This is a genomic window from Actinokineospora sp. PR83 (assembly GCF_021056305.1).
GTDB classification, from domain to species: Bacteria; Actinomycetota; Actinomycetes; order Mycobacteriales; family Pseudonocardiaceae; genus Actinokineospora; species Actinokineospora spheciospongiae.
The window spans coordinates 47548-66327 of sequence record NZ_JAJCXD010000075.1 but is presented as its reverse complement, the minus strand read 5'-3'; the positions used below and the strand labels follow the sequence as shown (position 1 = coordinate 66327).

18 protein-coding genes are annotated in these 18780 nt (G+C 72.3%); 11 read left to right on the top strand and 7 right to left on the bottom strand.

The window, feature by feature from the left end; all coding sequences use genetic code 11:
• Positions 1–58: 58 nt before the first annotated feature.
• Positions 59–262 carry a cold-shock protein gene (locus L6E12_RS24285; protein WP_236230234.1) on the top strand — a complete coding sequence of 68 codons (204 nt, stop codon included), beginning with the start codon at positions 59–61 and terminating at the stop codon, positions 260–262.
• 504 nt (positions 263–766) lie between these two features.
• Here the strand turns inward: L6E12_RS24285 and L6E12_RS24280 are convergent.
• Positions 767–1591, bottom strand: coding sequence for an alpha/beta fold hydrolase (locus L6E12_RS24280; RefSeq protein ID WP_236230233.1), 825 nt, complete (start codon positions 1589–1591; stop codon positions 767–769).
• A 95-nt stretch (positions 1592–1686) separates the two neighbouring features.
• Here L6E12_RS24280 and L6E12_RS24275 point away from each other — a divergent pair, with 95 nt between their 5' ends.
• From L6E12_RS24275 to L6E12_RS24245, 7 genes are all read left to right on the top strand, one after another.
• Positions 1687–2397: an alpha/beta hydrolase gene (locus L6E12_RS24275; protein WP_236230232.1), complete on the top strand. Its 711-nt coding sequence runs from the start codon at positions 1687–1689 to the stop codon at positions 2395–2397.
• 9 nt (positions 2398–2406) lie between these two features.
• Complete coding sequence (locus tag L6E12_RS24270; RefSeq protein ID WP_236230231.1) at positions 2407–3678, top strand: FAD-dependent oxidoreductase; 1272 nt, start codon at positions 2407–2409, stop codon at positions 3676–3678.
• Between the two features lie 47 nt (positions 3679–3725).
• Positions 3726–4451: a DUF1365 domain-containing protein gene (locus L6E12_RS24265; protein ID WP_236230249.1), complete on the top strand. Its 726-nt coding sequence runs from the start codon at positions 3726–3728 to the stop codon at positions 4449–4451.
• Complete coding sequence (locus tag L6E12_RS24260; RefSeq protein WP_374201938.1) at positions 4448–5707, top strand: class I SAM-dependent methyltransferase; 1260 nt, start codon at positions 4448–4450, stop codon at positions 5705–5707. Before L6E12_RS24265 ends, L6E12_RS24260 begins: the two co-directional genes overlap by 4 nt.
• Positions 5708–5844: 137 nt before the next feature.
• Positions 5845–6984 (top strand): LCP family protein, encoded by a 1140-nt coding sequence (locus L6E12_RS24255; protein WP_236230230.1) that lies wholly within the window; start codon positions 5845–5847, stop codon positions 6982–6984.
• A 205-nt stretch (positions 6985–7189) separates the two neighbouring features.
• Positions 7190–7906 carry a peptidylprolyl isomerase gene (locus tag L6E12_RS24250; RefSeq protein WP_236230247.1) on the top strand — a complete coding sequence of 239 codons (717 nt, stop codon included), beginning with the start codon at positions 7190–7192 and terminating at the stop codon, positions 7904–7906.
• Between the two features lie 292 nt (positions 7907–8198).
• Complete coding sequence (locus L6E12_RS24245) at positions 8199–8846, top strand: TNT domain-containing protein (protein WP_236230229.1); 648 nt, start codon at positions 8199–8201, stop codon at positions 8844–8846.
• A gap of 48 nt (positions 8847–8894) precedes the next feature.
• Here L6E12_RS24245 and L6E12_RS24240 read toward each other — a convergent pair whose 3' ends face one another.
• The 3 genes from L6E12_RS24240 to L6E12_RS24230 are packed head-to-tail and all read right to left on the bottom strand — an operon-like array spanning position 8895 to position 11472.
• Positions 8895–9356: a peroxiredoxin gene (locus L6E12_RS24240; RefSeq protein ID WP_236230228.1), complete on the bottom strand. Its 462-nt coding sequence runs from the start codon at positions 9354–9356 to the stop codon at positions 8895–8897.
• Positions 9353–10090 carry a DUF1295 domain-containing protein gene (locus L6E12_RS24235; protein WP_236230246.1) on the bottom strand — a complete coding sequence of 246 codons (738 nt, stop codon included), beginning with the start codon at positions 10088–10090 and terminating at the stop codon, positions 9353–9355. The genes L6E12_RS24240 and L6E12_RS24235 overlap by 4 nt, the downstream gene beginning before the upstream one ends.
• A 47-nt stretch (positions 10091–10137) precedes the next feature.
• Positions 10138–11472, bottom strand: a complete 1335-nt coding sequence (locus tag L6E12_RS24230; protein ID WP_236230227.1) for a cyclopropane-fatty-acyl-phospholipid synthase family protein — start codon at positions 11470–11472, stop codon at positions 10138–10140.
• Between the two features lie 111 nt (positions 11473–11583).
• Between L6E12_RS24230 and L6E12_RS24225 the strand changes: the two genes are divergently transcribed.
• The gene (locus tag L6E12_RS24225) at positions 11584–12183 is read left to right on the top strand and encodes a hypothetical protein (protein ID WP_236230226.1); all 600 of its coding nucleotides are present in this window, start codon (positions 11584–11586) and stop codon (positions 12181–12183) included.
• A 9-nt stretch (positions 12184–12192) separates the two neighbouring features.
• On the opposite strand, the gene L6E12_RS24220 is transcribed toward L6E12_RS24225, so the two are convergent.
• Together L6E12_RS24220 and L6E12_RS24215 are read right to left on the bottom strand one after the other, a co-directional pair.
• Positions 12193–12672, bottom strand: a complete 480-nt coding sequence (locus L6E12_RS24220) for a nucleoside deaminase (protein WP_236230225.1) — start codon at positions 12670–12672, stop codon at positions 12193–12195.
• Positions 12669–12812 carry a hypothetical protein gene (locus tag L6E12_RS24215; RefSeq protein WP_236230224.1) on the bottom strand — a complete coding sequence of 48 codons (144 nt, stop codon included), beginning with the start codon at positions 12810–12812 and terminating at the stop codon, positions 12669–12671. Before L6E12_RS24215 ends, L6E12_RS24220 begins: the two co-directional genes overlap by 4 nt.
• A gap of 152 nt (positions 12813–12964) precedes the next feature.
• Here L6E12_RS24215 and icmF point away from each other — a divergent pair, with 152 nt between their 5' ends.
• Positions 12965–16198, top strand: a complete 3234-nt coding sequence (gene icmF, locus L6E12_RS24210; protein ID WP_236230223.1) for a fused isobutyryl-CoA mutase/GTPase IcmF — start codon at positions 12965–12967, stop codon at positions 16196–16198.
• Here icmF and L6E12_RS24205 read toward each other — a convergent pair.
• Positions 16149–17426 carry an APC family permease gene (locus L6E12_RS24205; protein ID WP_374201939.1) on the bottom strand — a complete coding sequence of 426 codons (1278 nt, stop codon included), beginning with the start codon at positions 17424–17426 and terminating at the stop codon, positions 16149–16151. The genes icmF and L6E12_RS24205 overlap by 50 nt on opposite strands.
• Positions 17427–17776: 350 nt before the next feature.
• Here L6E12_RS24205 and L6E12_RS24200 point away from each other — a divergent pair, with 350 nt between their 5' ends.
• Positions 17777–18775, top strand: a complete 999-nt coding sequence (locus tag L6E12_RS24200; RefSeq protein WP_236230222.1) for a beta-ketoacyl-ACP synthase 3 — start codon at positions 17777–17779, stop codon at positions 18773–18775.
• Positions 18776–18780 lie beyond the last annotated feature (5 nt).

Genomic DNA, 18780 nt, shown 5'->3' with positions numbered 1-18780 from the left:
AACCCACCCGGCACGGACACGCGCCCGCGTGCCCGTCCAACCTGTCAGGAGCAACACGATGACCCAGGGAACCGTCAAGTGGTTCAGCGGCGCGAAGGGGTTCGGCTTCATCACCCCCGCGGGCGGCGGCGCCGACCTGTTCTTCCACCACTCCGCGGTCCACGCCTACGACCCGGCGGGCCTGCCGGACTCCCAGGCCGTCGAGTTCGAGGTGGGCGAGGGCCGCAAGGGCCCCGAGGCCACCGCGGTCCGCGCGGTCTGACCGCGCCCTCCCGCCACCCGGCCCCGAGCACCCCACAGGGTGCCCGGGGCCGGGTTCATTTCCAGGACCACCCACCACCGCAGCCGCCGCCCACCCACACCCCACCGGCCCAGCGGTCGGCCAAGCCGACCCTCGCCAGCCCGGCGCAGCCGCCGATCACCCAACCAATCGCAGGTCTGGCGGCCAGCCACGCGAAACATCAGGTGCGCAGCCGCCGCCCACCCCACCAACCGCCGGCCCATCAACCAGCCACGCGGAACCCGCTGTGCGCAGCCGCCGACCACCCCCGCAACCGCAGGCCCGGCTACGGAAATGCCCGGGTGGGTGGATGTGCTTGGGTGGGGGTGCCGATCATGTGCAAGCCTGCTTGGGCTGTGGGGCATCTCTTCAGCCCCACTCGGTCACACTGGGCGCATGATCGGCGTAGGGGCCCCGCCCGAGCAGATCCACCCACCCGGGCACCACCACCAAAGACCGGCGCTTTAGAAGCCCGACCACCCCGCGCTATCGAATGTGGTCGATGATCAAGCCGGTCATCAAGTCCGGAGCCTCCTCGGGCACCCAGTGCGACACGTCCTCCACCATCTCGAACCGGTAAGGCCCGCTCACCCACTTCTCGCACCCCAGCGCCGCCGTCGACCCGATCGCCGTGTCCTCCGTGCTCCACACGTACATCGTCGGCACCGCCACCCGGTCCGGGATCGGGTTGTGGTGCATCGCCCGGTACCAGTTCAGCGCGGCCGTGAGCGCCCCCGGCTCGCTCATCCGGCCCACGTACTCGTCCACCGCCGACGGTGGGATCTTCCAGTCGAAGATGCGCCGCAGCAGCGCCGCATCGTCGGCCAGCAGCTTGCGCTCGGCGGAGCGCTCGCGGAAGACCGACATGTACTGCGAGCGCTGGTGCTGGTCCTCGTCCTCGCGCAGCGCGGCGTGCAGGGCGCCGGGGTGCGGGACGGACACCGCGGTCAGCGTGCGCACCCGCTCGGGGAACGACGCGGCCACGTTCCACGCCACCGCCGCCCCCCAGTCGTGGCCGACCAGGTCGAACTCCGGCCAGCCCAGCGCGTCGGTCACCGCCAGCACGTCGGTGACCAGTTCCTCCATCCGGTAGTCGAGGACGTCGTCGGGGCGGACGCCGGGGGAGTAGCCGCGCTGGTCGAACGCCACCGCCTGCCTGCCCGCGTGGCCCAGCACCGCCACCTGGTGCGCCCACTCCTGGGCGGCCTGCGGGAACCCGTGCAGCAGCAGCACCGGCGGGTCGCCGGGACCCCCGGCGGAGATGCTGTCGAAGGTCCCGTTCGTCGTCTCGATCTGGCCGTACTCGCTCACCCGGGGAGGTTATCGGCACCCACCGACAGCCCCTGTGACGTGGGTCGCGGATGCCACGCCAGGCCGGGCGGGTGGGCCGCGGCGAAGATTGCACCGTGAACAACGCCCCGCAACCCCGACCGCACCTGAGGGTGTTCGACCCGGCACCCGGTCGTGGCGTCCGCGCCGTGGTGCTGGTGCTGCACGGCGGCCGCGAGCGCAGCCACGCCCCGGTCACCCGCCACCAGCTCGCCTACCTGCGCATGGTCCCGTTTGCCCGCGACCTCCACCGGCGCGGCGCCGACGCGGGTGTCGCCGTCTGGCTGCTGAAGAACCGCTACCGCGGCTGGAACGCCCCCGACCTGGACGCGGTCCGCGACGCCGAGTGGGCACTGGAGCAGGTCCGCGCCGCCCACGGCGACGTGCCGGTCGTGCTGGTCGGGCACTCCATGGGCGGGCGGGTCGCGCTGCGCGTGGGCGGTGACCCGTCGGTGGTCGCGGTGGTCGGGCTGGCGCCCTGGTGCAAGCCGGGGGAGCCGGTGGAGCAGCTCGCGGGCCGGGCCGTGCTCATCGCGCACGGCGTGCTGGACCGGATGACCGACCCGCGCCTGTCCTACGACTTCGCCCGCCGGGCCCGCGCCGTGACCGACCGGGTGGTGCGCTTCGACGTGCCGGGCGAGGGGCACGCGATGCTGCGCAAGGCGGGGAAGTGGACCCGGCTGGTGACCGGTTTCGCGTTGGGTGCCCTCGACACCCAACCGATCGACCCGGTCATAACGAATGCCTGGCGAACGCCCTCGGTGGAGGGGCTCCGCGTTCCGCTCTAGGAGGTAGCAGTGACGGTCGAGAGGCAGCGCGTTGCGGTCGTCGGGAGCGGGGTGTCGGGTCTGACCGCCGCGTACCTGCTCCAGCGTCGTCACGACGTGACCCTGTTCGAGGCCGACCACCGCCTCGGCGGGCACGCCCACACCCACGACCTGCCCACCCGCGACGGTGGGCTGGCCCAGGTGGACAGCGGGTTCATCGTGCACAACGAGCGGACCTACCCCAACCTGCTGCGCCTGTTCGGCGAGCTGGGGGTGGCCACCCGCGACTCCGAGATGTCGATGAGCGTGCGCTGCCGCGGCTGCGGCCTGGAGTACGCGGGCGCCCTCGGGGTCGGCGGCCTGTTCGCCCAGCCCAGGAACCTGGCGAACGGGCGCTACCTGCGGATGCTCGCCGAGGTCAAGCGGTTCCACGGGCACGCCCGCCGGGTGCTGCGGGAGGACCCCGGCGAGATCACCCTGCGCGCCTTCGTCGTCGTCGGCGGGTACTCCCGCTACTTCGTCGACCACTTCCTGATCCCGCTGGTCTCGGCGGTGTGGTCGGCGGGCGCGGAGCTGTCCATGCGCTACCCGGCGCGCTACCTGTTCGAGTTCCTGCACCACCACGGGATGCTCGCGGTCACCGGGTCCCCGCAGTGGAAGACCGTCGTCGGCGGTTCCCGGACCTACGTGGAGCGCGCGGTGAAGGGGCTGACCGCCGTGGAGGTGTCCACCCCGGTGCGGGCCCTGGTCCGCCACGCCGACCACCTGGAGGTCCGCGACGACGCCGACGTGGCGCACCGGTTCGCCAAGGTCGTCCTGGCCACCCACCCCGACCAGGCGTTGCGCCTGCTGGTCGACCCGACCGCGGCCGAGCGGGAGGTGCTCGGCGCGTTCGAGTACTCCCGCAACGAGACGCTGCTGCACACCGACGCCACGATCCTGCCCGCCGCGCCCGCCGCCCGCGCCTCGTGGAACCACCTCAAGCCCGCCTGCTCCTCCGACAGCGGCCCGGTCAAGGTCAGCTACCACATGAACCGCCTCATGGGGCTGTCCGAACCGGAGGACTACGTCGTCACCCTCAACGCCCCCGAGGAGGTCGACCCGGAGCGGGTGCTGCGCCGGATGGACTACGAGCACCCGATCTACACCCCGGAGTCGCTGGCCGCGCAGCGCCGCCTGCCCGAGCTGACCGGCGACCGGCTGGCCTACGCGGGCGCCTACCACGGCTGGGGCTTCCACGAGGACGGTTGCGCCTCCGGTGTCCGGGCCGCCGAGGCGCTGGGCTCCCGGTGGGTGAAGTGACCGGATCGTCCAGTGGGTCTGCCAGGCGCACCGCGGCGGTCGAACCGGTGGTGGTGCCCGCGCTCTACGACGCCACGGTCAGCCACGTGCGGCGCGAGCGGATCGCCGACGACTTCTCCCACCGGGTCTACACCTGGCTGGTCGACCTCGACCGGCTGCCGCGGCTCCCGGTCTGGTTGCGACCGTTCGCCCGGTTCGAGGCCCGCGACCACCTCGGTGACCCGAACCGGTCCATCAAGGACAACCTGGTCGCCTGGTTGGCGGGCCAGGGCGTGGAAGTGACCGGTCGGGTGTTGATGCTGGCCAACGCGCGGGTACTCGGGTACGTGTTCAACCCGCTGACGGTCTACTGGGCGCACGACGCGTCCGGTGCGCTGCTGTGCGTGGTCGCCGAGGTGCACAACACCTACGGCGAGCGGCACTGCTACCTGCTGCGGACCGATGAGGACGGTCGCGCCGCCACCACCAAGGAGTTCTACGTGTCACCGTTCCTGGCGATGGGCGGCCACTACCTGATGCGCCTGCCCCGGCCAGGTGCCAGGCTCGCACTGACGGTGGCCCTCCGGCAGAACGGCTCGACGCCGTTCACGGCCACCCTGTCCGGCGTCCGGACACCCGCGACACCCGCGGAGGTGCTGAGGATGGTGCTGCGGCGACCGCTCATGACGCAGCGGGTCAGCGCCCTCATCCGCCGCCACGGCATCGCCCTGTGGGCGCGTCGCGTCCCGATCGCGCGCCGCCCGCGGCACGTCCCGCAAGGAGGAGTCCAGTGACCGAGACCCCGCTCCGGCGCGGCGAGACGTCATCCGCCAGTCCCGCGCAACCGCGCCCCCACGACTGGGACGGGCTGTTCACCCCGCCGGTCAGCCCCTTCCGGGCCCGCATCGCGCGGGGCCTGTTCCACAACGCCGTGCGCACGCTGCCGGTCCGGGTGGTCTTCCCCGGCGGGCGGCGGATCGGCGCGGGCGGACCCGACTCCCCGGTCATGCGGATCCCCCGGCCCACGGCGTTCTTCCACCGGCTCGGCGCCGACGCCAAGATCGGCTTCGGCGAGGCGTACATGGTCGGCGACTGGACCAGCAACTCCCTGGCCGAGCTGCTGACCGAGTTCTCCGCCAGGATGAGCACCCTCATCCCGCCGAAGTTGCAGGCGTTCCGCCGCTGGGTCGACCCCCGCCGGCCCGGCGACGAGGAGAACACCGTCGAGGGGTCCAGGGACAACATCCACCGGCACTACGACCTGTCGAACGAGCTGTTCGAGACCTTCCTCGACCCGACCATGACCTACTCCTCGGCGTGGTTCGCCCCCGGTTCCACCGACCTGCACCAGGGCCAGCTCCGCAAGATCGACGGCGTGCTCGACCACGCCGGGGTCGTGCCGGGCTCGCACGTGCTGGAGATCGGCACCGGCTGGGGCGCCCTGGCCATCCGGGCGGCCCGGCGCGGTGCCCGGGTCACCTCGCTGACCATCTCCACCGAGCAGAAGCGCCTCGCCGAGCAGCGCGTGCAGGAGGCGGGCGTCGCCGACCGGGTGCAGGTGCTGCTGCGCGACTACCGCGAGGCCCAGGGCAGCTACGACGCCGTGGTCAGCGTGGAGATGATCGAGGCGGTGGGGGAGCGGTACTGGCCGACCTACTTCGCCTCGGTCGACCGCCTCCTCAAGCCGGGCGGGCGCTTCGGCCTCCAGTCGATCACCATGCCCGACGACCGGATGCTGGCGACCAAGGACTCCTACACCTGGATCCACAAGTACATCTTCCCCGGCGGGATCATCCCCTCCGCGGAGTCGATCGACCGCACCCTGGCCCGGCACACCGGGATGCGCGTGCACGCCTTCCGCGACTTCGGCCACGACTACGCCGAGACGCTGCGGCAGTGGCGCCACCGGTTCACCGACCAGTGGGCCCGGGTCGCCGCCCTGGGCTTCGACGAGACGTTCCGGCGGATGTGGGAGTTCTACCTCGCCTACTGCGAGGCCGGTTTCCGCTCCGGCTACCTCGACGTCCGGCAGTTGTCGATCGGCCGCTGACCGGGGCCCCGCGGGTCGGGTGATCTTGACCGGTCGCCCGGCCCGTATCGTCTGCTGGCAACCTGCGGCCCGGTCGGGCGTCTTGCAGGATGAGTGGGACAGTCCCGCGACATGGCCTCCAGGAGAGCTGGGTCTCGATGAGCTACGGACACGGACAGCGGCAGCCGGGGTGGCAGCAGCCCGCACCGGGACGCCCGGCACGCGACCCGCGCTTCCGCCCGCCGGGCCGCCCCGCACCCGGCTACGGCGGTCCCGGCGGCCCGGCTGGCCCCGGTGATCGCGGTGGGCGCGGCGGCTACGGCCCCCCGCCCGCCCCACCGCGCCGCAAGCGCCGCTGGCGCAAGGTGGTCCTGACGGCCCTGCTGCTGATCGTCGCCCTGTTCGCGGGCACCTGGATCTACCTGGAGACCTCGCTCAACCGCGAGGCCGCCCTCGCCGACTACGAGGGCAGGCCCGCCGCGGGCGCGGGCACCAACTGGCTCGTCGTCGGCTCCGACAGCCGCGAGGGCCTCTCCGCCGAGGACCAGGGCAGGCTGAACACCGGCGCCCCCGAGGGCCGCCGCACCGACACCATCATGCTGATGCACATCCCGGACAACGGCACCAAGCCCACCCTGGTGTCGCTGCTGCGCGATTCGTACGTGCCGATCCCGGGCAAGGGCAGCAACAAGCTCAACGCCGCCTACTCCTTCGGCGGTCCCGCCCTGCTCGCGCAGACCGTCGAACGCGTCACCGACCTGCGCATCGACCACTACATCGAAATCGGCCTCGGCGGCTTCGCCGACGTGGTCGACGCGGTCGGCGGCATCGAGATGTGCCCGCCGGAACCCCTCAAGGACCCGCTCGCGGGCATCGACCTGCCCGCGGGCTGCCAGGAACTCGACGGCGCCAACGCCCTGGGTTACGTCCGCACCCGGGTGGGCCCCCGCGCCGACCTCGACCGGGTCATCCGCCAGCGCGAGTTCATCTCCGCCCTGACTGACAAGGCCACCAGCGTCGGCACCCTCATCAACCCGTTCCGCCTCTTCCCCCTCCTCGCCGCCGCCCCCGACGCCGTCACCGTCGACGAGGGCGACCACCTGCACAACCTCCCTGGCCTGGCCCTGGCCATGGCCAACGGCGAGCTGGTCACCACCACGGTCCCGTTCAGCGGCAGCAAGAAGGTCGGCGGCCAGGACGTCATCCTGTGGGACAAGCCCAAGGCCCTGGCCCTCTTCGAGGCCCTGCGCACCGACGCCGAGGTCCCGGCCGACGTCATCGTCGGCCCACCCGCCTAGCCCGGCACGCGACTGCCCGCCTGCTCGCCGAGTGGGCGGGCAGTCGCGTGTCCGGCGTGCTGGGGGTCTTCCCGCCGCTCGGAGTGGTCTGTCCGGCGCTGTCGCGGTGACACCGCGCGCCCGTACACTCGCTCGCTGCACCCGCCCCGGCGTGCAGCGAAGGAGGACACGCGTGACCACCCTGCGCACCCGTCTGTCCCAGGCCATGACCGCGGCAGCTCTCACCGCCGCGGGCCTCACCCTGGCAACCCCGGCCACCGCGACCCCGGCTCCCCGCCCACCCGCGGTCACCCACGGCCCCTGCCAGTTCACCGCCACCCCGGACGACCCCGCCGTCCGCCCGGTCCCGCTGCCCCCGGACCCCCGGCACACCCCCGACCGCGGCAAGGTCGAGGTGAAGCTGTCCACTTCCCAGGGCCCCATCACGGTCACCCTGGACCTGGCCAAGGCCCCCTGCACGGCCCTGAGCTTCCTGCACCTCACCCTGCACCGCTTCTACGACGCCACCACCTGCCACCGCCTCACCGCCTACCCCACCCTCAAGGTCCTCCAGTGCGGCGACCCGAGCGGCACCGGCGAAGGCGGCCCCGGTTACCGGTACCGGGACGAACTGCCCACGGACCTCCCCCCGTACCCGGGCGACACCACCGGCTACCGCAAGCTCTACGCCCGCGGTGTCCTCGCCATGGCCAACGCGGGCCCCGACACCAACGGCAGCCAGTTCTTCCTGGTGTACGGCGATTCCGCCCTGCGCGCCAACTACACGGTCTTCGGCACCGTCGACGCCCCCGGCCTGACCACCCTGGACCGGGTCGCCGCCGCGGGCATCGTCCCCACCGCAGGGGACCCCGCCCCGGTCGACGGCACGCCCGCGGCCACCACCACCATCGCCAAGGCCAGGATCACCGGCTTCCGCTGGTGACCCCGCCGGTCCCGGCCGGGCACCCCGGCCGGGACCTGGCGAGCCGCAGGCGTCCGCGGAGCGTCGAAGACCATCGGCGCCGCGAACCAGCACATTGAGTGAACGTCGGGGCACTCAGACCCCGACGAGTCGGTGAAACGACCTGTTCGGACCAGTTCGCGTAAGCGGGGCGTGAGTGTCCAAGATCGAATGGGTGAACCGGGCACATTCGTGTTTCTGTGCGGGGTTGTCTCGCTAGCGTCTGGCCTGCCCGATCCCGGGCAGCGGGGACTTCGTGCCGGAGGCGCAGCAGATGAAGTGGACACAGCGGGTCGGAGCGGTCGTCGCGGGGTGGGTGGTCGCCCTGACGGTGATCGCGCCCGTTGCGCAGGCGGAGGCGGCGGCGCCGCTGTCGCTCAGGGAGTGTTCGGCCGAGCTGTACCAGGGGGACCGCAGGCTCGGGCCGCAGACGCTGCCCAAGCTGGGGTCGGTGGGCTTCCAGACCGCGCTCTACAGCCGGACCGGCCTGCGCTCGACCGAGGACTTCCTCGGCAGGTACTACGACGACGCCGCCAACAGTTGGCGCTACCCGCCGCAGGACGGTTACGTCCTCAGGGGAGACGGCACGCCCGTCAAGTGGGAGCAGACCCTGTTCCGGGGCCAGCGCATCGACCGCTACGGCAGTGAGTTCGGCGGCTTCCTGGCCCCCGAGGGGCTCCCGTACACGACTCGCTCCATCCCGCCGTCCAACCTGGTCGGGAACCCGGCGGCCGGGTGCAACTACCACATCTACAAGGTGCTGCGGCCGTTCGACGTGAACGCAGGCCCGATCGCGCCGTGGTTCTACCAGCTCGGCGGAGGGCTCCAGTACCAGCTCAACGGCGCGCTCATCCCGGGTGCACCCGGTCAGGTGAACGTGATGTGGTTGCTGGGTAACGGTTACCTCGAACGCATCGTCTAAAGTGGTAGGTGTCCGGCCCACCCCCGACGTGGGCCGGACACCCCCGCCTCACGCGGCGCTCGTGCGCCCGCGCAGCACCTCCAGCGCCTTGTCCGCGTGCACCGCGAAGCGCAGCTCGCTCTTGATGGCGTCCAAGACCGTGAAGTCCGTGTCGATGACGAAGGTCTTGCGCTTGGTCAGCAGCGGGCCGAACTTGCGGCGTACCCCGAACCGGGTGGCCACGACACCGTCCGGGTCGGACAGCAGCGGGTAGTCGAACGAGTTGACGGTGGCGAACCGGGCCTGCTTGTCCACCGGGTCCGGGCTGATGCCGACCCGGTGCGCGCCCACCTCGGCGAACTCGGCGGCCAGGTCGCGGAAGTGGCAGCTCTCCGCGGTGCAGCCGCCGGTCATCGCGGCCGGGTAGAAGAACAGCACGACCGGGCCGGTGGCCAGGAACCCGCTCAGCGAGCGATCGGCCCCCTTGTCGTCCTTGAGGGTGAAGTCGGTGACCTTGTCCCCGGGTTTCATCGGAGCGCTCCTCGTTCCTTCGGTGGCAGTGGGAAGAACCCGCTGGTGCGGGCAACGTAGTCGGCGTACCCGGGCCTGCTCGACGACAGGTGCTTCTCCGTCATCGGCTTGCCGGTGCCCCTGGCGAGGGTGAACGTCATGGCGATGGGGGACAGGACCGTCGCCGCTCCCGGCCAGGAGGCGCAGGCGAGCAGGTACAGACCCCACCACACGGCGGCGTCGCCGAAGTAGTTCGGGTGGCGGGTGTAGCGCCACAGGCCGGTGTCGAGCACCTTCCCCTTCGTGGACGGGTCATTGGCGAACGCGCTGAGCTGGCGGTCGCCGACGGTCTCGAAGGTGAACCCGACCAGCCACACCGCCACCCCGACCCAGGCCAGTACGCCGAACGAGTCGCCGTACTGGGCGGCCTGCACCGGCAGGGACACGAACCCCATCACCGCGGCCTGCACCAGGAACACCCGGACGAACACGTGCCGCCGGGGATCGCCCTTCGCCCGCCGGGCGATCTCCACGTAGCGGCGGTCCTCCGGTTTGCCGTGGTTGCGGACGTGCAGGTGCACGGCGAGCCGCGCACCCCACACCACGGTCAGCGCGGTCGTCACCAGCCGCAGCGCGAGGTCGCCGGTCGACAGAGCGCAGGTGACCACGGCGACGGCAGCGAAGCCCAGCCCCCACGCGGTGTCCACCGTGTCGTACCTGCCCCGGGCGAGGCTGACGCCGAACGCGGCGACCATCACCACCAGCACCACACCGAGGCTGATCAGCGCGTTCGACAGCAGGGTCACGGCGAGACCTTCTCCTGCGGCCGGGCGACCCCCGCGCGGTGGGCCAGCAGTTCCGCGCGGGTGCGCGGCAGGCCCGACGAGCCGACCGCGGTGGGCCGCACGGCGAGGACCTGGTCCACGCCCATCCGGTTCTCGGCGAACGCCAGCCCGCCCCCGGCCAGGTAGAGGCGCCACACGCGGGCCTGCTGCTCACCGACGATGGCGACCAGCTCGTCCCACTTCTCCTCCAGCGTCTCCGCCCACGCCCGCACCGTCCACACGTAGTGCTCGCGGATCGACTCCACGTCGCGGACCTCCAGGCCCGCGCCCTCCAGGAGGTCGACGGTCTGCCCGACCGGGCGCATGTTCATGTCCGGGGCCACGTAGGACTCGATGAACGCGCCGCCGCCCTGCGCCGTGGCGCCGCGCGACATCTGCTGCAACAGCAGCCTGCCCTCAGGCTTGAGCATCCGGAACAGGGTGGCGGCGTAGACCGGGTAGTTGCCCGCCCCGACGTGCTCGCCCATCTCCAGGGTGCCGATGGCGTCGAACAGGCCGTCGTGCGCCTCGCTCAGCTCCCGGTAGTCCTGCAACCGCACCTCGACCCGGTCGGTGAGCCCCTCGCGCTCCAGGCGGTCGAGGATGAACTGCCGCTGCTCGCTCGACAGGGTGATGCCCAGGACCTCGACGCCGTAGTGCTTCGCCGCGTGCACCGACAGCGAACCCCAGCCGCAGCCGACGTCGAGCAGCCGCATCCCCGGGCGCAGCCCCAGCTTGGTGCACACCAGGTCGAGCTTGTCGCGCTGCGCGTCCTCCACGGTGTAACCGGGCTCGCGCGAGGTCCAGTACGCGCAGGAGTACGCCATCTGCGGGTCCAGGACGCGGCGGTAGAACTCGTTCGACAGGTCGTAGTGGTGGGCGATGGCGGCGCGGTCGCGGGCCCTGGTGTGCTCGGTGCCGCTGAGCCGCGCCTCCTCGGCGGGCGCGGGCGGGCGGGGACCGACCACGCCGAGCCGCACGCCGGTGCCGAACAGCCCCACCTTCTCCCGCAGGGTCAACCGGGGCGGGGCGATCCTGCTCTCCCGCTGCAACGCCCAGAACAGCGACAGCGCCTCGTACAGGTCGCCCTCGACGTCGAGGTCCCCGGTCACGTACGCCCGCGCCAGACCCAGCTCGTCCGGGTCCCAGAGCAGCCTGCGCAGCGCCCGCCTGCTGCGCACCACGCCGACCGGCCCGCCCCGCGGCCCGGCCTCGCTGCCGTCCCAGGCGCGCAGCCGGATGGGCAGCGGTGCGCCGAGCACGCGCTCGACGACCCGGGCCAGGGTGGTCGCTACTGGTGTGGATCCGGCCACCGCGGGGCCTCCGTTCGTCCGGTGGGCTGTGAGGTCTGGTGGGGGCGCCACCGCAGGGGGTTCGGGACCGCCGTCTCGCGGGATTGGCGGGCGCGGTGCGATCATCACCGGATGACCCAGGTGGTGACCCCCGAACGGCGGTTGGCCCACGCGGTGAGCGAGGTCTTCGCCCCCGCCGTCGTCGTCGTGCTCCTCCCGCTGGCCGTGGCCTGGTCGGCCACCGGCTTCGACCCCTGGTGGACGCTGGTGTGGGGGTTGGAGGTGGCCCTGTTCTCCAGCGTCATCCCGATGGCCTTCATCATCCGCGGCGCCCGCCGGGGCCGCTGGGACACCCACCACGTCCGCGACCGCGAGCACCGCTTCCTGCCGCTCATGGTCGGCCTGGTGTCCACCCTGGTCGGCCTGGCGATCCTGGTCCTCGGCGGTGCGCCGCGCGAGGTGCTCGCGCTGTCGCTGTCGATGCTGGGCACGCTGGTGGTGTGCATCGCCATCACCCGCCGCTGGAAGGTCTCGCTGCACGCGGCGGTGGCCGGGGGAGCGGTGGCGATGATCACGCTGCTGTACGGGTGGTGGTCGCTGCTGCTGCTGGTGCCGCTGGTGGCGGTCTGCTGGGCCAGGGTGGTGCTGGGGGAGCACACGGTGGCGCAGGTGGTCGTGGGCTCCCTGCTCGGCCCGGTCTTCGGCGGCGCGGTGTTCCTGCTGGTGCGGTGACCGCCCGACTCAGTAGTCCGTGCGGTCCGCCTTGGTGTCCCAGGCGGTGAACGGGGCCTGCTCGGTACCGGTGCGCACGTGGGTGACCCGCAACGGCCACTCGGACCGGGGCAGGGCGAACACGTCGTAGAACACGCGGTCGTCGAAGCCCGCCCGTTCGGCGTCGTGGCGGTCGGCGGCGTAGAGGACCGCGTCCACCCGGGCCCAGAGGGCGGCCGACAGGCACAGCGGGCAGGGCTCGCAGGAGCTGACCAGGACGCAGCCGGTCAGCTTGAAGTCGCCAACGGCGCGGCAGGCGGCCCGGATCGCCACCACCTCGGCGTGCGCGGTGGGGTCGAGGTCGGCGGTGACGCGGTTGACGCCGGTCGCGACGACCTCGCCGCCCTCGCCGGGGCGGACCACCAGGGCGCCGAACGGGCCGCCGCCGTCGGCGACGTTGCGCTCGGCGAGGGCCACCGCCTGGCGGAGCCAGTCGTCCGGGGCGCTCACCGCGGTGTCCCGTCGACCATGGCGTCGGTCACGGTCATCGCCGCCTCCTCGGGTGCCCGCCCCGCGGCGGGCAGGGGTGGTCGCAGGTCAGTGGCGGTCTGTTCGCCGACCGTTATCCGGGACACCGATTCCGGGGTCATCGCCCACCTCGCTACGGTCGGGAAGTGGTCATCCTACCGATCGGTACGCCGGGCGCCAGGTTCCCGAGTACTTGCCCGTCCGATAGTAGGACGTCAAACTAATACCGGTCCGTCGACGTCGTCGGTCCACGAGTGCCAACCCGGAGGTCTCCATGCCCGCCGACCTGCACCGCCCGGCCCACCCGGTGCGGTTCGTCACCGCGGCCAGCCTGTTCGACGGGCACGACGCGGCGATCAACATCATGCGCCGGATCCTGCAGTCGCAGGGGGCCGAGGTGGTCCACCTCGGGCACAACCGGTCGGTGCGCGAGGTGGTGACCGCCGCCATCCAGGAGGACGCGCACGGCGTGGCCATCAGCGCCTACCAGGGCGGGCACGTCGAGTACTTCAGCTACCTCGTCGAGCTGCTCGCCGAGAACGGCGCGGGCCACGTCAAGGTCTTCGGCGGCGGTGGCGGCGTCATCGTGCCCGAGGAGATCAGGCTGCTGCACTCGCGCGGGGTGGCCCGCATCTTCTCCCCGGAGGACGGTCAGACCCTCGGCCTGCCCGGGATGATCAACTCGATGATCGCCGCCTGCGACACCGACCCGGCCACCCTGGCCACCCCCGCGCCGGACGCCCTGCTCGCCGGGGACCACGCCGCCCTGGCCAGGACCATCAGCGCCATCGAGGCGGGCACCGTGCCCGCGGACCTGCGCGCCGCCCTCGACCGGCCGCACCGGCGGGTGCCGGTCCTGGGCATCACCGGCACCGGCGGCTCCGGCAAGTCCTCACTGACCGACGAGCTGGTCCGCCGCCTGCGCATGGACCAGCAGGACAAGCTGCGGGTCGCGGTCATCGCCGTGGACCCGACCCGGCGCAAGGGCGGCGGCGCGCTGCTCGGCGACCGCATCCGGATGAACTCCCTGGACGGGGACCGGGTGTTCTTCCGCTCGCTGGCCACCCGCAGCGCGGGCTCGGAGGTGCCCGACGGGCTGGCCGACACCATCGCCGCCTGCCAGGCCGCCGGTCACGACCTGGTCATCGTGGAGACCCCCGGCATCGGCCAGGGCGACGCCGCGATCGTGCCGTTCGTCGACACCTCGCTGTACGTGATGACCCCGGAGTTCGGCGCGGCCTCGCAGCTCGAGAAGATCGACATGCTGGACTTCGCCGACGTGGTGGCGATCAACAAGTTCGAGCGCCGCGGCGCCGAGGACGCCCGCCGCGACGTGGCCCGCCAGCTCGTGCGCAACCGGGAGGCGTTCGGCCGGTCCTGGGAGGACATGCCGGTCTTCGGCACCAGCGCCGCCACCTTCAACGACGACGGCGTCACCGCCCTCTACCAGGAGCTGCGCACCCTGCTGGGGGAGAAGGGCGTGGCGTTCGGCGAGGGCGCGCTCCCGCACGTCGAGGGCCGCACGTCGACCTCCGCGGCCACCGTCGTGCCGCCGCAGCGCGCCCGGTACCTCTCCGACATCGCCGAGACCGTCCGCGGCTACCACCGCCGCACCGACGCCCAGGTCGACGCCGTCCGCGAGCGCGCCGCGCTGACCTTCACCCGCGAGGCCCTGGCCCGTGCGGGCGCCCCGACCGACGACGTGGACCGCCTCGCCGCCGAGGCCGCCCGCCGCGTCGACCGCGACACCGAGGACCTGCTGGCCCAGTGGCCCGCGACGGTCGAGCAGTACCGCGCGGAGGAACTGGTGGTGAAGATCCGCGACAGGGAGCTGCACACCCGGCTCTGGCGGGAGACGCTGTCCGGCAACAAGGTCCCGCGCGTCGCCCTGCCCCGGTTCGACGACGACGCCACGCTGGTGCGCTTCCTGCGCAAGGAGAACCTGCCCGGCGCCTTCCCGTTCACCGCGGGCGTCTTCCCGTTCAAGCGCGAGGGCGAGGACCCGGCCCGCATGTTCGCCGGGGAGGGTGACGCGTTCCGCACCAACCGCCGCTTCAAGCTGCTCTCCGAGGGCAACCCGGCGACCCGCCTGTCCACCGCGTTCGACTCGGTGACCCTCTACGGCCGCGACCCCGACACCCCGCCGGACGTCTACGGCAAGATCGGCACCTCCGGGGTGTCGATCGCGTCCCTGGACGACATGAAGGCCCTCTACGCGGGCTTCGACCTGACCTCGCCCACCACGTCGGTGTCGATGACGATCAACGGCCCGGCCCCGACCATCCTCGCCTACTTCCTCAACACCGCCATCGACCAGCGCGTGGACGCGTTCGTGGTCGAGCACAACCGTGAACCGTCCGAAGAGGAGCGCCGCGAGATCACCGCGTGGGCGCTGGCGAACGTGCGCGGCACGGTGCAGGCCGACATCCTCAAGGAGGACCAGGGGCAGAACACCTGCATCTTCTCCACCGAGTTCAGCCTCCGGATGATGGCCGACATCCAGGAGTGGTTCATCCGCAACAAGGTCCGCAACTTCTACTCGGTGTCCATCTCCGGCTACCACATCGCCGAGGCCGGGGCGAACCCGATCAGCCAGCTCGCCTTCACCCTGGCCAACGGCTTCACCTACGTCGAGTCGTACCTGGCCCGCGGCATGGACATCGACGACTTCGCGCCGAACCTGTCGTTCTTCTTCTCCAACGGCATGGACGCCGAGTACTCGGTCATCGGCCGGGTCGCCCGCCGCATCTGGGCCATCGCCCTGCGCGACCGCTACGGCGCCGCGGAGCGCTCGCAGAAGCTCAAGTACCACGTGCAGACCTCGGGCCGCTCCCTGCACGCGCAGGAGATGAACTTCAACGACATCCGCACCACGCTGCAAGCGCTGTGCGCGCTCTACGACAACGCGAACTCCCTGCACACCAACGCCTTCGACGAGGCGATCACCACCCCCACCGAGTCCTCGGTCCGCCGGGCGATGGCGATCCAGCTCATCATCAACAAGGAGTGGGGCCTGTCGATGAACGAGAACCCGTTGCAGGGTTCCTTCGTCATCGACGAGCTGACCGACTTGGTGGAGGAGGCGGTGCTGACCGAGTTCGACCGCATCTCCGACCGCGGCGGCGTCCTCGGCGCCATGGAGACCGGCTACCAGCGCGGTCGCATCCAGGACGAGTCGATGCTCTACGAGCACCGCAAGCACGACGGCTCGCTGCCCTTGGTCGGCGTCAACACCTTCCTGCCCGCCAAGGGGGAGGAGGACGAGGTGGTGGAGATCGAGCTGGCCCGCGCCACGGAGGCGGAGAAGAAGTCCCAGGTGGACCGCGTCCGCGCCTACCAGGCCGAGCACCGCGAGGAGGCGGAGGAGGCGCTGGCCCGGCTGCGCGCGGTCGCGGGCACCGACGGCAACGTCTTCGAGGTGCTGATGGACGCGGCCAGGGTCTGCACCCTCGGTCAGATCACGACGGCGTTCTTCGAGGTCGGCGGCCAGTACCGGCGAAACGTCTGACCCCGAACCCGACGGCGTAGACGCCCACCCCGGTGAGCACGGCGCCCACCGGCAGGGTGACGACCAGCACGGCGCACGCGGTGGCCCCGAGCACGAACAGCGCTCGGGGCCACCGCCGTTCGGCCTCGGGTTGGCGCAGCGCGGCCAGGTTGGCGATCGCGTAGTAGACGAGCACGCCGAACGACGAGAACCCGATCACCTGCCGCAGGTCCGCGACCAGGACCAGCGCGCTCACCACCACGGCGACGGCGACCTCCGCGTGGTGCGGCACCCGGTGGCGCGGGTGCACGGCGGCCAGCCACGGCGGCAGGTCCCGCTCCCTGGCCATCGCCATGGTCGTGCGCCCCACCCCGGCCACCAGGGCGAGCAGTGCCCCCAGGCTCGCCACGGCGGCCCCGACCCGCACCACGACGTCGAGCCCGGCCACCCCCGCGGTCGCGGTGGCCAGCGGGGCACCGCTGCCCGCCAGCCGCTCGGCCCCCACCGCCGCCAGGGCGCTGACACCGACCACCAGGTAGATCACCACGGTGATCCCGAGGGCGATGGTGATGGCGCGCGGAATGGTCTTCTGCGGTTCGACCACCTCTTCGCCCAATGTCGCCACCCGCGCATAACCGGCGAACGCGAAGAACAGCAAACCGGCCGATTGGAGAACTCCGTACGCACTGGTGTCGACGCCGCCGGTGGCCTCGACACCCGGCCCGATGCGCATCCCGACCACGATGACGGCCAACGCCGCCAGGCTGAGGCAGACGAGCACCCGGGTCAGCGCGGCGGTGCGGGTGATGCCGCGGAGGTTGAGCGCCGCCAGCGCGAGGACCGCGAGCACCGCCAACCCGCGCTGCGCCCACCACGGCCCGGGGAGGGCGTAGGTGGCGAAGGTCAGCGCCATGGCCGCGCAGGACGCCGTCTTGCCCACCACGAACCCCCACCCGGCGGCGAACCCCCACCCCGGGCCGAGCCACCGGCGGCCGTGCGCGTAGGCGCCGCCGGAGGTGGGGTTGGCGGCGGCGAGCTGCGCGGAGGCCATCGCGTTGCAGAACGCCACGAGCGCGGCGAGCAGCAGCCCGAGGACCAGCCACCGCCCCGCCGCCGCGGCGGCGGGCCCGAACACGCTGAACACCCCGGCGCCGATCATCGACCCGAGCCCGAGCACCACCGCGTCCCCCAGGCCCAGCCGCCGGACCAGGCCGCCCGGCTCCGCGGGCCCGTCCGCGCGCCCGAACAGCCCCCGGACCCATCCGACCGCACGCCCCCGCCGGGGACTCGAGTTCTCCACGGCCCACATCGTCCCGGACCGGTGCGCCGGGTGAGCACGCGCGGCGCGGAACCCCCGCCGTGTTCACCGAAGACCACCGCACCGCACCCCCGGGGGCAACCTCCCGGCAACGCCCGGTGCGCCCTTGTGGTCCAATGCGAAAAGGAACGGGGTTATCATTCAATTCCCACTTTCGGGGGGTGCCCGATCGGCAGGGAATTGTGAACCGACTTTTGAGTAGGTCTCCGGAGCTGACACTTTAGGTGTGTCTTAAGCCTCACGGTTGGTCGTACCGAATGGTAATTCCGCACAGTGGCGGGGTGACTCTCACCGCACCCCGCCAGCTCCTGCAATCGACCGGCTCACCCGGTGCGCGCATCCTCGGGTTCGGCGGCTTCCGGCCCGCGACCGCGATCGGCAGCGCGGAGATCGCCGAGCGGTTCGGCCGCACCGGCGACTGGGTCCGGGAGCGGACCGGCATCGTCTCCCGCCGCTTCGCCACCACCGAGACCAGGGAATCGATGGCCGTCGCCGCGGCCATGCGGGCGCTGGAGCGGTCCGAAGTGGACGCAGCGGGGGTGGACCTGGTCGTGGTGGCGAGCTGCTCGGCGGATTCGCCGCTGGTCGGGGTGGCCGCCGGGGTCGCGGAGGGCATCGGCGCGAACGGGGCCGCCGGGTACGACCTCAACGCCGCCTGCGCGGGCTTCTGCTACGCCCTGGCCGTCGCCGCGAGCGCGATCCGCGCGGGCTCGGCGCGGCGGGTGCTGGTGGTCGGCACGGAGAAGATGACCGACCTGGTCGACGAGGCCGACCTGGGCACCTCCATCATCTTCGGCGACGGCGCGGGCGCGGCGGTGGTCGCCGCCTCCGACGACCCGGACATCGGCCCCGTCGTCTGGGGCAGCGACGGCAGCCAGTCGGACCTGATCGACGTCCCGGAGGGCGCCTCGACCCTGCGGATGCAGGGGCAGGCGGTGTTCCGCTGGGCCACCAACCACATCCACCCGGTGGCGCTGCGGGCCTGCGAACTCGCGGGCGTCGACCCCCGACGCCTCGACGCGATCGTGCCGCACCAGGCCAACCTGCGCATCGTCGAGGCCCTGGCCCGCAAGATCGACGCCCCGGACGCGGTGATCGCCAGGGACGTGGTGGACGCGGGCAACACCTCCGCCGCCTCCATCCCGCTGGCCCTGGACCGCCTCCTGGCCGAGGGCGAGGTCAAGCCCGGCGGCCTGGCCCTGCTGATCGGCTTCGGCGCGGGCCTGGCCTACGCCGCCCAGGTCGTGCGCATCCCCGACTCGCTGCCGGTCGAGGCCTGAGCGGT

Bases quoted from the DNA above. Each gene is read 5' to 3' on its own strand.
- L6E12_RS24285 (WP_236230234.1), top strand. From the start codon at position 59: ATGACCCAGGGAACCGTCAAGTGGTTCAGCGGCGCGAAGGGGTTCGGC.
- icmF (WP_236230223.1), top strand. From the start codon at position 12,965: ATGCCCGCCGACCTGCACCGCCCGGCCCACCCGGTGCGGTTCGTCACC.
- L6E12_RS24215 (WP_236230224.1), bottom strand. From the start codon at position 12,812: ATGACCCCGGAATCGGTGTCCCGGATAACGGTCGGCGAACAGACCGCC.
- L6E12_RS24225 (WP_236230226.1), top strand. From the start codon at position 11,584: ATGACCCAGGTGGTGACCCCCGAACGGCGGTTGGCCCACGCGGTGAGC.
- L6E12_RS24235 (WP_236230246.1), bottom strand. From the start codon at position 10,090: ATGGTCGCCGCGTTCGGCGTCAGCCTCGCCCGGGGCAGGTACGACACG.
- L6E12_RS24255 (WP_236230230.1), top strand. From the start codon at position 5,845: ATGAGCTACGGACACGGACAGCGGCAGCCGGGGTGGCAGCAGCCCGCA.
- L6E12_RS24240 (WP_236230228.1), bottom strand. From the start codon at position 9,356: ATGAAACCCGGGGACAAGGTCACCGACTTCACCCTCAAGGACGACAAG.
- L6E12_RS24245 (WP_236230229.1), top strand. From the start codon at position 8,199: ATGAAGTGGACACAGCGGGTCGGAGCGGTCGTCGCGGGGTGGGTGGTC.
- L6E12_RS24250 (WP_236230247.1), top strand. From the start codon at position 7,190: ATGACCGCGGCAGCTCTCACCGCCGCGGGCCTCACCCTGGCAACCCCG.